Genomic DNA, 13,662 nt, shown 5'->3' with positions numbered 1-13,662 from the left:
CTATCCTTTAAAAATTCAGGAATAGCCCAAAGTTCATCTACTCTCTTATCATCTTTTAATCTAGCTATTACACCATATTGCTTCTCAAGAATTTTTTTAGTTTCTAATGCTCCTATACTCTCTAATCCTCTTAAAGCATATATATAAGCTTCATATCCCCAGTTACAATAAAATTGTAAAAAACCTCCATTATGCATATCTAATTCCATATTGAATAGTGCACCCATCTCAGCTTCCTCAGGCTTTAATTTTTTATAATCTGGTCTTACATCTCCAAATTTTATAGAATACTCCTCAAAAGTATCAAACCATAAATCTTCATTTATATCTATCATCACTCTCTCCTTATTTATATCAAATTTTTACTTATTACTATTATTGAACTCTATTTTTACTGTATCTTGCTTTAAAGCTACTCCCTTTGAAATTGAAATAGGAAGTTTTTGCTCTGGAGAAAATCCAACTGTCTCTCCATCACCTAATTTAGCATCACAAGTGATTACATAATTAGCTATATCTATTAAAAATTCATATAACTCTAATACTTCAACATCTGTATCAATTATTTCTATCTCTTTTTTACCAAAATACTCTAATCCCTCTGTATAACCACATATACCATCATCACTTCTATACATTCCTATGTAAACTACATCTAATACTGGAAATGAATCCTCTCTTAGCTCATCAGCTACCTCAATATAGAAATCTGAGGGAATTACAGTTGGATTTTTATAAATTCCTATTGTATTTTTTAATTTTAATATACTTGAAGCTACTTTTACAAATAGTTTAGCACTTTTTACCGGATCTTTTCCTCCAGTTATAGCTACTATCATATGTGCTTTATGTTCAGAAGTTTTCTCTACTCCGTTTTCCCAAAAAATATTATTTTTAGCATTGGCTTCTGCTTCTCCATTTGGAACTGGTGTTTCAATGAATGAAAGAGCTACCATAGTATTTCCAACATTAAATACAACTGAACTCTCTTTTACCTCACTATTTATATCTATATTCCAATCTTTTTTTAGATTTTTTTTAATCTCTTCATAATTACAATCTGTATCCTTAAAAAGAATAAATCCATTAATTAAATTATTTTTTTCCATAACTATTCCTCCTTAACTTTCCCAAGTAATATCTAAAATATTTCCTTGATTATCAGTAACTACTACAAGTATTTGATTACTAATTTTCTTATCCAACATAAAGTCCCATATTGCATACTCTTCATACTTTGGATAAACTCCTACTCTTACTAAGTTTAATGCAGTAAATATTTTCTCATCTACTGGTAATTTTGGATCTATTCCTGTAGTTAATCTCTCTATATCTTGCTTATCTAGCTCTTCTATGTGCCAATCTATCCATTCCTTAGTAATACCCCATTCATCAAAGTCTTCATTCAACTTTTCTTCAATTCTTTCTCTAAAAACACTTAGTTTTGAAACATACTCATCATACTGTAATACCCAATCTTTTTCTCCAATCACTTCATCTAAATTTAGGTCCAATACTATATCTCTATCATTTAAATGAATTTTAGTTTCATGGTATTCTTTATTGATATCTATATCTCCAAAAAATCTTAATTTCATATCTTACTCCTTTCCAACTATAATACTAATTATACAAAAAAACTCTAACGAAAGCTAGAGTTTTTCTAAGTTCTCTTATATTTTATAATCTGTTGCTTGAAGAAGTTGTTTTACCATTTCAAAATCTCTCTTTACTTCTGATGAATTTTCCTTTTCTCCACCTATATATAACTCAGCTTCTTTTAAATATTTTTTAGCTTTCTCTTTCTCTTCAATTAAAGCATAACAAAATGCTAATTCTAATTCTACCCAACCTCTAAATTGTGTAATTATCAGTGATTGTTCTAAAATCTCAATAGCTTTTACAACATCTCCGGATTTTCTATAAGCACTACCTAATTGATAAGTTATCCAACTATCATTTGGCAATGTAAACTTTGCTTTCTCCAAATGTTCTATTGCTTTATTATAATTTCCCAGTTTACTTAATACAAACCCAATTTGTCCCTCTAGCCAAGCATCATCTCTTCCTAAATTTTTTGCTTTATTAAAATACTCAAGAGCCTCTTGATAAGTTTCTAAATTATCAGCTAAGTTCCAACCTATCTCTGAATAAAGCCAAACATCTTTTCTCCCCAACTCTTCAGCTCTATACAGGTATTTTAAAGCTTCTTTAGAGTTATTTATCTTTCCATACATATATCCTATCTGAGAGTTTAATAATATTTCATCACACTCTTTAAAAGTAAGTATTTTTTGTAACCTTGCTATCCCCTCTTCTATTCTACCTAACTCTCCTAGACACTCTGCTATCTCAACATTTAACCATTCATCATCTCTTCCTATACTATTTGCTGTTTCATAGTAAACTAAAGCCTCTTCATATTTTTTTAATTTTTTTAAACAATATCCCAACTCTGAGTAAAGCCAAATATCATTCTTTCCTAATTCTTTTGCCTTTTCCAAATATATTAGTCCATCTTCATATCTCTCTAATCTGCTCAAACAATAACCTATCTCTGAATTTATCCAAATATCATCTCTCCCTAACTCTCTAGCTTTTTCTAAATATACTAAAGCTTCCTCATATCTTTCTAGACTATCTAAGCAATAGCCTAATTCACTATATATTCCTACGTTATCTCCCCCTAACTCCTTTGCTTTTAAATAATAAGTTAAGGCCTCCTTTTTCCTATCTAATCTCATTAAAGAGTAACCTATTTCAAAGTTTATCCAAACATCATCTCTTCCTAACTCTTTGGCTTTTTCTAGATATAATAACCCCTCTTCATATTTTTCAAGATAATTATAAACCCAGCCAAACTCTGAGTTTATCCATGCATCATCTCTTCCTAATTCTTTTACCTTTTCTAAATACTTTAGTCCTATATTACACTCATTTTTTATTGTATCATATATCCATGCTATTTCTGAATTTATATAGATATCATTATTATCAATCTTCAACCCGTTAAAATACTCTTCAAGTGCTTCATCATATTTTCCTAACTCTCTATATACTGTCCCTAATCTTGTAAAAATCCAGATATCATCTCTTCCCATATCAATAGCTTTTTTAAACTCTTCAACAGCTTCTTCATATCTATTCAATCCTTCTAAACAGTATCCTAATTCAGAATGTAACCAAATATCATCTCTTCCTAATTTTCTAGCTTTTTCTAAATGTTTATAAGCTTTTTCAAATTCTCTCATATAGTCATATGCCCAAGCTAATTCAGACTCTCCATAGATAATTCCCTCGTTATCTTTAGCTATAGCTATTATTTTTTTTAAATATTCTATCGCCTCTTCATTTTTTCCTTCATTTAATTTTTTGTTTGCTAAATCAGAATAAGTATATCTTAAAAGAATATCTCCATCTAGTTCATCAGGATTTAATTCCAAACATCTCTCTAAATATTTTTGAGCTTCTTTGAGTTTTCCTGAATAATAACAAGAGTATCCCATACGGAAATTCCATAGTGAATCTTTCTCCCCTCTCTCTTTTATCATTAATAAAATATCTTCTCCCTTTTCATACTCATCATTATTATTATAAGCTCTTGCAAGTCTTCCAAGTATATTATAAGTTAATTCTTCTTTAGGTAGAGAATTAATTATCTCTATAATCTCTTGATTTTTATCCTCTTTATGTAAGATATCTAATTTTTTCTCTAACTCACTCTTACTTAAAAACTCCTTGTATAATTTATCATCATCAATATCTATAAGTTTTTTCTCTGAGCTTTTATCAATTTCCTCATTTATGTAATGAGAGTTTGCATAAGCGTATCCCCTATCATTTTCTATATCATCTTTTAAAGTTAAAAATTCATAATCATTAGGAACAAGTTTTAATCCCATATCAATAGCATTAAAAGCTTCATCTAATAAGTTAAACTTATAGCAGAGCTTACCTAATTGCAACCATCCCCAAGGATATGTTGGTTCCACCTCTGTTCCTAATCTACTATATTTTAATGCTTCATCAAATCTTCTAAGATAGGCAAGAGCACAAGAGTACCTGTAACACCAGACTCCATTTTTTATCCCTTTTTCCTTTACTTTAGATAAAGTTTTCTCTGATAATTCAAAAAATTCATAGGAATCCATATTATTATAAACATAAGCTCTCCAAAGAGCAACATCTAAATCTTTATCCATCTCTTCATCAGTATAGCCTTTTTCTTTTTGTAATCTCTCTAGACTTTTTAGTATTTCATTAAGATATTCTGCCTCTTCAAATTTTTTAATTAATTCTTTAGTTAATATTGACATAAGTATCCCCCCCTAAGTTGTATAAATAAAACCCCTTTTATATATTATACTACATTTTATATCTAAAGGTATCAAAATAAAAAAGAAAAAAATTTACTATTATTTCTTTAACATAGGAATCTAATAAATTTTTTCTTGACAATTAAAAAATTTTATACTATACTTTAGACAACTTAATAATTCCGGTAAGTAAGGCTACTACAGGGATATGGGTTACTGCCGCAAAATAGTGGAGACACTATGCGTTGGTTTGAACAGGCAACATCGAAACCAAGGTGTTATCTAATGTAACTTCACCGCCCTGCAGAGTTAAAGCTCAAACGGTGGTAAAAAATAGAACTATTTTTTATATTTATTTTAGATTTTTCTCCATACCATTGTTTGACTTGGTATGGAGTTTTTATTTTCTTGATTTTTAGGAGGTACAAAATGGACGTAGAAAATAGTGGCAGTAGTATATGTTTAAAAGTTCAATATATATCAGACATATTTTTCTATGTCTGTTTTTAAACTTGCCCAGTTCTTTTAAATATATGCTATCTAAATCAAAATTTTTAAATTTAGGAGGATAGCTATGAAAAAATTAAAAAATATTATAAGAACAAACTTAAATACAAAAAATTTAAGAGATGAAGAAAGTAAAAAAATAAAAGAGTTCTCTTTTTTGTCTACTGAGAAGATTTTTCAAATTCTAAATAGTTCTATAGAGGGAATTACTAATGAAAATGCTAAACATCTTTTAGAGATATTTGGAAAAAATATTATAACTCATGGTAGTAAAAAATCTTTTATAAAAAAAATAGTTGAAGCTTTTATAAATCCTTTTACAGCTGTGCTTTTCTGTTTAGCTATTGTATCTACAATCACAGATATGATTATTCCTTGGTACAATAATACCCTAGAAGATTTTTCACCAATTACAGTAATTATAATTACAACTATGGTTACAATATCTGGTATCCTACGTTTTATTCAAGAGGAAAAAAGTAATAATGCTGCTGAAGCTCTTTCAACTATGATAACAACTACAACTTCAGTTAAAAGATATGGTGAGAATAAAAAAGAGATTCCCTTGGAAAATGTCGTAATTGGTGACATTATATATCTTGCTGCTGGTGATATTATCCCTGCTGATTTAAGAATAATTGAATCTAAAGATTTTTTTGTCAGTCAATCATCTTTAACTGGAGAGAGTGAGCCTATAGAAAAAAAAGCCAATCAAGTATCTGATATCTCTCTTGCTATAACTGAATTAAATAACTTAGTTTTTATGGGAAGTAATGTTATAAGTGGTTCTGCAATAGGGATAGTTATAGCTACTGGAGATAGAACTATACTTGGTGGAATATCTAAAGAGTTAGTCTCTGAGAAAAAAATTGAATCTAGCTTTGAAAAGGGGGTTAACTCTGTTTCATGGTTGCTTATCCGTTTTATGATGATAATGGTTCCTATTGTATTTTTTATAAATGGATTTACTAAAGGAAGTTGGATACAAGCTTTACTCTTTGCTATCTCAATAGCTGTAGGATTAACTCCTGAGATGTTACCAATGATAGTTACTACATGTTTAGCTAAAGGTGCTGTAGCTATGTCAAAAAAGAAAATTATTGTTAAAAATCTCAATTCAATACAAAATTTTGGCTCTATGGATATATTATGTACTGATAAAACTGGAACTATAACTTTAGATAAAGTAGTTTTGGAGTATCATATGGATGTCCATGGAAATGAAAATAATCGTGTACTTCGTCATGCTTTTTTAAATAGTTACTTTCAAACTGGATTAAAAAATCTTTTAGATATATCTATTATTGAAAAAACATATGAAGAGGGAAAAAAAGATAGTTCACTCATAGATTTAGATAAAATATATATAAAAGTTGACGAGATTCCCTTTGACTTCTCTCGTCGTCGTATGACTGTAGTAGTTGAAGATCATGTAGGTAAAAGACAGATGATTACAAAAGGAGCAGTTGAAGAGATGCTTTCTATCTGTAAGTACACTGAGTACCAAGATAAAATAGTATTGTTATCCGAAAAAATAAAAGAAGAAATATTAAAAACTGTTGATAAATTAAATAGAGATGGACTTCGTGTTATTGCTCTTGCTCAAAAAACAAACCCTTCTCCTGTAGAAAGTTTTGGTGTAAGTGATGAGATGGATATGGTACTTATGGGATACCTAGCTTTTCTAGATCCTCCTAAGTCTACAACAGCAAAAGCTATCTCAGCTTTAAAAGAGTATGGAGTGAGAACTAAAGTTCTAACTGGTGATAATGATAAGGTAACAAAAAGTATATGTGGAAAGGTTGGCCTTAACAATAGTGAAATTTTACTTGGCTCTGATATTGATAATATGAGTGATGAAGAGCTTGCAATAACTGTTGAAAGAGTAGATATTTTTGCTAAATTATCTCCTTTACAAAAAACTAGAATAGTACAAATTTTGAAAAGAAATGGTCATATAGTAGGATTTATGGGAGATGGAATAAATGATGCCACTGCTATGAAAGAAGCTGATATTGGAATATCAGTAGATACTGCTGTTGATATAGCCAAAGAATCTGCTGATATAATCTTACTTGAAAAGGATTTGATGGTTTTAGAAGAGGGAATTATAGAAGGACATAAAACATATGCTAATATGATTAAATATATAAAGATGACTTCATCATCTAATTTTGGTAATATGTTTTCTGTATTGATTGCTAGTGCTTTTTTGCCATTTTTACCAATGATGAGTATACACTTAATTCTATTAAATCTAATCTATGACCTATCTTGTACTGCTATCCCTTGGGATAATGTAGATAAAGAGTTTTTAAAAATTCCTAGAAAATGGGAAGCAAGTTCTATTGGAAAATTTATGTTATGGATAGGACCTACTAGCTCTATATTTGATATAACTACATACTTATTGATGTATTTTGTTATCTGCCCTATGTTTGTATCAAATGGAGTACTATATAATTCTATCCCAGTTGAGCAAGAAACATTGAGAGCAGCTTATGAAGCTATGTTCCAAACAGGTTGGTTTATTGAGTCTATGTGGTCGCAAACTCTAGTTATCCATATGATAAGAACTCCAAAAATTCCTTTTATTCAAAGTATAACTTCTTTACCTGTAACTGTACTTACAATGTTAGGAATTTTAGTTGTTTCAATAATTCCATATACTCCTTTAGGAAATCTATTAGGATTAACTCAATTACCACTTATCTATTGGTTCTTCTTAATCCTAACAATAGTAGGATATATGCTACTAGTTACACTAGTTAAAAAACAGTATATTAAAAAATATGGAGAATTATTATAAAAAAATATTGACAAAATAGTATTCTTAGGTATATAATTAGCCCAACAACAAAAAACAAACCATCAAGAGAAACCGAGAGACTGGCTCTATGACGTTTCAGCAACCTATCTTATAGATGTGGTGCTAATTCCAGACAGATGGAAGATACTAATTTTGTATCCAACTCTATTACTTGATGGTAATAGAGTTTTTTTTATAATTTTTTTTCTAGGGAGGATTTTATGATTGAACTAAAGAACATCAGCAAGACTTACTATGACAATGGAAAAAAAGTAGAGGCATTGAAAAATATCAATCTCTCTTTTAATCCTGGGGAAATCGTAGGGATTATAGGATACTCTGGAGCAGGTAAAAGTACACTACTCAGATGTATAAATCTCTTAGAACCACCCACTACTGGAGAAGTTATCATTAATGGAGTCACACTAAATACTCTAAATGATAAAGAACTTCGAGAAATTAGAAAAAAAATAGGAATGATATTTCAACACTTTAATCTAATGAAAAGTAGAACCATCTCTAAAAATATCTCCTATCCATTAAAGGGAAGTAACTTATCTAAAAAGGAGATAGATTTAAGAGTAGAGGAGTTACTTGACCTAGTTAACTTAAAAGAAAAAAAGGAGAATTATCCATCTCAACTATCTGGAGGACAAAAACAGAGAGTAGGTATAGCAAGAGCTCTTGCTAATAAACCAGATATAATTCTATGTGATGAAGCTACTTCTGCTCTAGACCCTGAAACTACAATTTCTATTCTAAAGCTTCTAAAAAAAGTTAATCAAGAATTAGGAGTTACAATTATCCTAATAACACATCAAATGGAAGTAATAAAAGAAATATGTGATAGAGTTATAGTTATGGAAGATGGAGAAATTAAGGAACAAGGAGATATTGTAGAAGTATTTTCAAGACCAAAAGCTGATATTACAAAAAAATTTCTTTCTACAATATTTAATAGTAAAAAAATATCTGAATATCTTGAAAATCTACCATCAAAACCTGATGAGCATTTTATAAAGCTATCATATATAGGTGAAAATGCTGAGGAAGCTTATATTTCAAAAATTTCTAGGAAATTGGATATAGATGCTAGTATTCTTTTTGGTAATATTGAAATTATTAAAGGAACATCTATTGGAAATCTCATTGTTAAATTTGAAGGAAGTGAAGAAAAGGTTTCAAATGCCATAAACTACTTAAACCAAAACAATATAGATACGGAGGTTTTAAAAAATGTTGGAATTTGCATATAAATATTTAAAAAATGTAATATACTATCGTGAAGAACTTTATACAGCACTTGGAGAAACAATTATAATGGTATTTATAGCTGGTATAATTTCAACTCTCATTGGTATAATTTTAGGAATAGCCCTAGCTGTTACTAAAAAAAATGGTATTTTAGAAAATACCTTTATAAATACAACTTTAGCTAGAATAATAAATATATTAAGGTCTATTCCCTTTGTTATTCTATTAGCAGCTTTAATCCCAGTAACTAGATTTATAGTAGGAACTACAATAGGACTAAAGGGAGCGATTGTTCCTTTAATCTTTGGGTCAGCTCCATTTATAGCTAGACAAATTGAATCAGCTCTATCTAGTGTAGATTCTGGAGTAATTGAAGCAGCTTATGCTATGGGTTCCTCTCCATTTGAAATAATCTATAGGGTTCTTCTAAGAGAAGCTCTCCCAGAAATCATATATGCTCTAATTATTACAACAGTTAGTCTTATTAGTTTTTCTGCAGTAGCTGGTACAGTTGGTGGTGGGGGACTTGGAGATTTTGCCATCAGATATGGATATCAACATTTTAAAACAGATATTATGGTAGTAACTATTATAATCTTAATTCTTATGATTACAACTATACAATGGATAGGGGAAAAACTTATTCAAAAAATTAAACACTAAAATATAAAAGGAGAGATACTATGTTAAAAAAATTAAAATATATCATTATTACATCAATTCTAACACTACTTTTTGTTAACTGTGGTGGTGAAAAAATTTCTCAAGAAAATATAATTAAACTAGGAATCAATGGAGATGAAAGTATTGTTTGGGAAACAGTGAGAGATGAATTAAAAAAGGAAAACATAACTTTGAAATTTGTTAGTTTTGGAGATTATATTAGACCAAACTTAGCTCTTCAAGAAAAAGAGATAGATTTAAATGCTTTTCAAACAGAGATATACTTTGATACTTTTAAGAAAGAACATAATTTAACTATTGAAAATATAGCTTATACTGTGATAGCCCCTATGGGAATATACTCTAAAAAAATTACAGATTTATCACAACTAAAGGATAATTCAACTGTTGCTATACCTAATGATAGCTCTAACTCTGGAAGAGCCTTAATCCTACTTCAAGAAGCAGGACTTATAAAATTAGCAGAAGGGTCAGGATTGTTTCCTAGAATTAAAGATATAATCTCTAATCCTAAGAATTTAAAAATTGTTGAACTTGTAGCAACTCAAATCCCTAGATCTATTGATGATGTGGATATAGCTGTTATAAATAATGGAGTTGCTGTAGAAGCTAATTATTCTCCATTAGAAGACTCATTATTTTTGGAAGATGCTAAAAATGAAAAGTTAAAACCTTACTTTAATATTATTGCTAGCAGAGAAGACAACAAAGATAATCCTCTTGTAAAAAGAGTAGTAGAAGTTTATCAATCACAAAAAATAAAAGATTTAATAATCGAATATTACAAAGGTTCATCTGTTCCTGTATTCTAAAAAATATAATAGTTAACTAATAGGAGTGATATTTATGGAAAGAAAAATTATAGATTTTATTGATTTAAATAGAGAAAAATTTATAGAAGTGAGCCAACAGATTCATAAAAATCCAGAAGTTGGAAATAAAGAGTATTTTGCTTGTGAATTACTTACAAACACTTTAAAAGAGTATGGTTTTGAAATAGAAAAAAATATAGCTGGTCATCCAACAGGATTTATAGCTAGAAAAAAATCTCCTCTCGGAGCTTATCCTAAGATAAGCTTTTTAGCTGAATATGATGCTCTTCCAAACTTAGGGCATGCTTGTGGGCACAATATAATAGGAAGTATTAGTATAGCTGGAGCTATTGCTCTAGGAGAAACTTTAAAAAATACTCCTGGAGAAGTTATTGTTTTTGGTTGCCCTGCTGAAGAGGGTGGAGAAAATGGAAGTGCTAAAGGTTCTTTTGTTAGGGAAAACCTTTTTAAAGATATTGATGTAGCTATGATTATACATCCAGGTACAGAGAACTTAACAACTGGAAAAAGTTTAGCTGTAAACCCTTTAGACTTTGAGTTCTTTGGAACTCCAGCTCATGCTTCAGGTTGTCCTGAAAAAGGAAAGAATGCTTTAGATGCTCTTTTACACTTTTTCAATGGAATAGCTACTTTAAGACAACATCTTACTCCTGATATAAAAATACATGGTATCATAACTCATGGTGGAGATGCTCCTAATATTATTCCAAGCTATACAAAAGCTCGTTTTTATATAAGAGCAGCTACTAAAGAAGGTTGTGATGAAGTGACTGAAAAAGTAGTTGCAATAGCTAAAGGTGCAGCTACTATGACAGGTTGTAAAGAGAATGTTTCAAGTTTTCAAAACAGAGTTGATAATGTAATACCTACTCCTATATTTGATGATTTTTATGTTGATGTTATGAAAAGATTAGGAGTAGAAGTTAGTAAAGAACATAAAAAAGGAATTGGTTCTACTGATGTTGGAAATGTTAGCCAAGTTATTCCAACTATTCAACCTAGTATAAAAATTTGTAACTCTGATGTTGCAGGGCATAGTTTGGAATTTGCTGAAGCTGCTAAATCATCTTGTGGGAATGAAGCTTTAATCTTAGGAGGAAAAGCCTTAGCCATTTTAGGATATGAACTACTTACTTCTCCTGAAAAATTAAATTTAATAAAATCTCAATTTAAAAATATAAGAAATCAGTAGATAGAAAAAGATAGCTGAAAACTATTTAAATATGTTACAATATAGAGGAGGAAACTCCTCTATATTTTTTGAAAGGATTATATAATGGAAAAAAAAATTCGTGTAACACTTAATAAATGTGCTATTGATATTATTGAGGCTGATTGTCAGAGTTTTAAAGTTACTAAAAACTTTCTTATAAATTATATCTTTGACAAATTGAAAGAGGAAAGAATTGAAAACATTTATAGTGAAGAGGATAATAAAGGGATTATTCAATTCAATCTCAATAAAAACAATAGAAATATTTATTATGATATTTTAGCTGAGCAAAAAATTCAGATAGAGGCTGACTTTATAAGAAAAATGATATATAGATATACTCATCAATCTAAAAGTTCGAGAGAGCTATTTCTCTATGAGGATATTGTCAATCGTATAAAATATGGAATTAAAAATAAAAGAGTTTTAAAGCTTACCTTTGATGATGAGAGAAAAACTTCTATTCTCCCTTTTTATATTGGCAGCTCTAAGCTAGAATTGGGAAACTACATATTTTGTTATGACTTTCTTGAGATGAGATATAAAAACTATAAGCTTAGTAATACCAAAACTATTTTTATAACTCAAGAGGAAAAAGAATGGGAAAATAAAGATTTTATTGAAAATGTAATAAAAAACTTTGATCCTTTTTTATCTCAAGGGAAAAAAATAAAAGTTTCTTTAACAGAGGAGGGACAAAAACTTCTCTCTACTCTTGCACTCAACCGTCCAGAGACTATCTCTCAAAATGGAGATATCTATGAATTTAGATGTTCTGAAGAGCAAGCTAAAAGATATTTTGCATATTTTTTAGATGATGTAAAAATACTAGAGCCTCTCTCTCTAAAGGAGTGGTTTATACAAAAATATAAGTTAGCACTAGAAAAATATGAGAATTAGATAATATATTAAAATGGAGGTTTAATATGAAAGATTTAAAAGAAAAATGTAAAATAGCAGTTGTACAGGCAGCACCTATACTTTTCAACAAAGATGAGTGTGTAAAAAAAGTTATAGATTATATAGAGGAAAGTGCCAGTAAAGGAAGTGAACTTATAGTTTTTCCTGAACTTTTTATCCCTGGATATCCCTATGGAATGACATTTGGCTTTACTGTTGGAAGTAGAAAAGAGTTTGGAAGAGTGGATTGGAAAAGGTACTATGATAACTCAATAGTTATTCCTGGAAAAGAGACTGATGCTATTGCTGAAGTTGTAAAAAAATATAAAGTCTATGTGAGTATTGGAGTATCGGAAAGAGATTTAGAAACTGCTACTTTATATAATAGTAATATTATATTTTCTCCAGAAGGGGAGATTGTATCAGTTCATAGAAAATTAAAACCTACTGGAAGTGAAAGAGTGGTATGGGGAGATGCTAACAAACACTATTTCCCTGTATGTGATACACCTTGGGGTAACATTGGAAGTTTAATCTGTTGGGAAAGCTATATGCCTCTTGCTAGAGTTGCTCTTTATGAAAAAGGTATCACTATCTATATCTCTCCTAATACAAATGATAATAAAGAGTGGCAAGATACAATAAAACATATTGCCATTGAAGGACACTGCTACTTTATCAACTGTGATATGTATTTTACTAAAGATGATTATCCTAAAGATTTACTTTCTAAAGAGGAGATAGATAGATTAGATAATATAGTTTGTAGAGGAGGAAGCTGTATAGTTGACCCTTATGGACACTATGAAACTGAACCTGTCTGGGATAGAGAAGAGATTATCTATGCAGAGTTAGATATGAATAAAGTTCCTATGAGTAGAATGGAGTTTGATGTTTGTGGTCACTACTCTAGACCTGATGTTTTACAATTAAAGGTTGATGATAAATAAATCCATACTACTAAAATTTTAGTAATATGAATTTCTAGAATTGCTCAATTACTAGTATTAGAAAATGTAACTACTCAGCCAGTAAATTAATTTAAGAAAACTCAAAGAATTGTGTAATTTATGAAGAGAAGTTAGATTAACTCAGTGAAATCGAATGCTAAAAAATTCAATAAGTCGAAGACTTAACCCTTGCATT

Annotated in this window: 11 protein-coding genes and 1 riboswitch; of the genes, 7 read left to right on the top strand and 4 right to left on the bottom strand. The window is 29.5% G+C overall.

What is annotated here, in order from left to right; translation table 11 throughout:
* The 4 genes from IAA47_00470 to IAA47_00455 form a co-directional block, all read right to left on the bottom strand.
* Window positions 1-335, bottom strand: a 335-nt coding sequence (locus tag IAA47_00470; GenBank protein MBU3841469.1) for a DMP19 family protein, incomplete at its 3' end; no start/stop codon positions are given.
* Window positions 336-362: 27 nt separating this feature from the next.
* A complete protein-coding gene (locus tag IAA47_00465) occupies window positions 363-1,109 on the bottom strand; it encodes a DUF4261 domain-containing protein (GenBank protein ID MBU3841468.1) in 747 nt (248 codons plus the stop codon).
* Window positions 1,110-1,121: 12 nt separating this feature from the next.
* Window positions 1,122-1,598, bottom strand: coding sequence for a DUF2004 domain-containing protein (locus IAA47_00460; protein ID MBU3841467.1), 477 nt, complete (start codon window positions 1,596-1,598; stop codon window positions 1,122-1,124).
* Window positions 1,599-1,673: 75 nt separating this feature from the next.
* The gene (locus tag IAA47_00455; GenBank protein MBU3841466.1) at window positions 1,674-4,316 is read right to left on the bottom strand and encodes a tetratricopeptide repeat protein; all 2,643 of its coding nucleotides are present in this window, start codon (window positions 4,314-4,316) and stop codon (window positions 1,674-1,676) included.
* A gap of 574 nt (window positions 4,317-4,890) precedes the next feature.
* On the opposite strand from IAA47_00455, the gene mgtA reads away from it, so the two are divergent.
* From mgtA to IAA47_00420, 7 genes are all read left to right on the top strand, one after another.
* Window positions 4,891-7,632, top strand: a complete 2,742-nt coding sequence (mgtA, locus tag IAA47_00450) for a magnesium-translocating P-type ATPase (GenBank protein ID MBU3841465.1) — start codon at window positions 4,891-4,893, stop codon at window positions 7,630-7,632.
* 56 nt (window positions 7,633-7,688) lie between these two features.
* A riboswitch (SAM riboswitch) is annotated at window positions 7,689-7,776 on the top strand.
* Between the two features lie 77 nt (window positions 7,777-7,853).
* Entirely contained in the window at window positions 7,854-8,888 is a 1,035-nt protein-coding gene (locus IAA47_00445; protein MBU3841464.1) for an ATP-binding cassette domain-containing protein, read from the top strand.
* Window positions 8,869-9,549 carry an ABC transporter permease gene (locus IAA47_00440; protein ID MBU3841463.1) on the top strand — a complete coding sequence of 227 codons (681 nt, stop codon included), beginning with the start codon at window positions 8,869-8,871 and terminating at the stop codon, window positions 9,547-9,549. Before IAA47_00445 ends, IAA47_00440 begins: the two co-directional genes overlap by 20 nt.
* Window positions 9,550-9,569: 20 nt before the next feature.
* Window positions 9,570-10,382 (top strand): MetQ/NlpA family ABC transporter substrate-binding protein, encoded by an 813-nt coding sequence (locus IAA47_00435; GenBank protein MBU3841462.1) that lies wholly within the window; start codon window positions 9,570-9,572, stop codon window positions 10,380-10,382.
* A 34-nt stretch (window positions 10,383-10,416) separates the two neighbouring features.
* Entirely contained in the window at window positions 10,417-11,595 is a 1,179-nt protein-coding gene (locus tag IAA47_00430; GenBank protein MBU3841461.1) for a M20 family metallopeptidase, read from the top strand.
* Between the two features lie 84 nt (window positions 11,596-11,679).
* Complete coding sequence (locus tag IAA47_00425; protein MBU3841460.1) at window positions 11,680-12,516, top strand: WYL domain-containing protein; 837 nt, start codon at window positions 11,680-11,682, stop codon at window positions 12,514-12,516.
* A 26-nt stretch (window positions 12,517-12,542) separates the two neighbouring features.
* Entirely contained in the window at window positions 12,543-13,466 is a 924-nt protein-coding gene (locus IAA47_00420) for a carbon-nitrogen hydrolase family protein (protein MBU3841459.1), read from the top strand.
* Window positions 13,467-13,662 lie beyond the last annotated feature (196 nt).

It is taken from the genome of Candidatus Fusobacterium pullicola (assembly GCA_018883725.1).
GTDB lineage: Bacteria > Fusobacteriota > Fusobacteriia > Fusobacteriales > Fusobacteriaceae > Fusobacterium_A > Fusobacterium_A pullicola.
Note: the sequence above shows the minus strand (reverse complement) of the source record. Positions and strands in the feature narration are given on the sequence as shown.

Coding starts and splice junctions, on each gene's coding strand:
- IAA47_00465 (MBU3841468.1), bottom strand. CDS start 1,109: ATGGAAAAAAATAATTTAATTAATGGATTTATTCTTTTTAAGGATACA.
- IAA47_00460 (MBU3841467.1), bottom strand. CDS start 1,598: ATGAAATTAAGATTTTTTGGAGATATAGATATCAATAAAGAATACCAT.
- IAA47_00455 (MBU3841466.1), bottom strand. CDS start 4,316: ATGTCAATATTAACTAAAGAATTAATTAAAAAATTTGAAGAGGCAGAA.
- mgtA (MBU3841465.1), top strand. CDS start 4,891: ATGAAAAAATTAAAAAATATTATAAGAACAAACTTAAATACAAAAAAT.
- IAA47_00445 (MBU3841464.1), top strand. CDS start 7,854: ATGATTGAACTAAAGAACATCAGCAAGACTTACTATGACAATGGAAAA.
- IAA47_00440 (MBU3841463.1), top strand. CDS start 8,869: ATGTTGGAATTTGCATATAAATATTTAAAAAATGTAATATACTATCGT.
- IAA47_00435 (MBU3841462.1), top strand. CDS start 9,570: ATGTTAAAAAAATTAAAATATATCATTATTACATCAATTCTAACACTA.
- IAA47_00430 (MBU3841461.1), top strand. CDS start 10,417: ATGGAAAGAAAAATTATAGATTTTATTGATTTAAATAGAGAAAAATTT.
- IAA47_00425 (MBU3841460.1), top strand. CDS start 11,680: ATGGAAAAAAAAATTCGTGTAACACTTAATAAATGTGCTATTGATATT.
- IAA47_00420 (MBU3841459.1), top strand. CDS start 12,543: ATGAAAGATTTAAAAGAAAAATGTAAAATAGCAGTTGTACAGGCAGCA.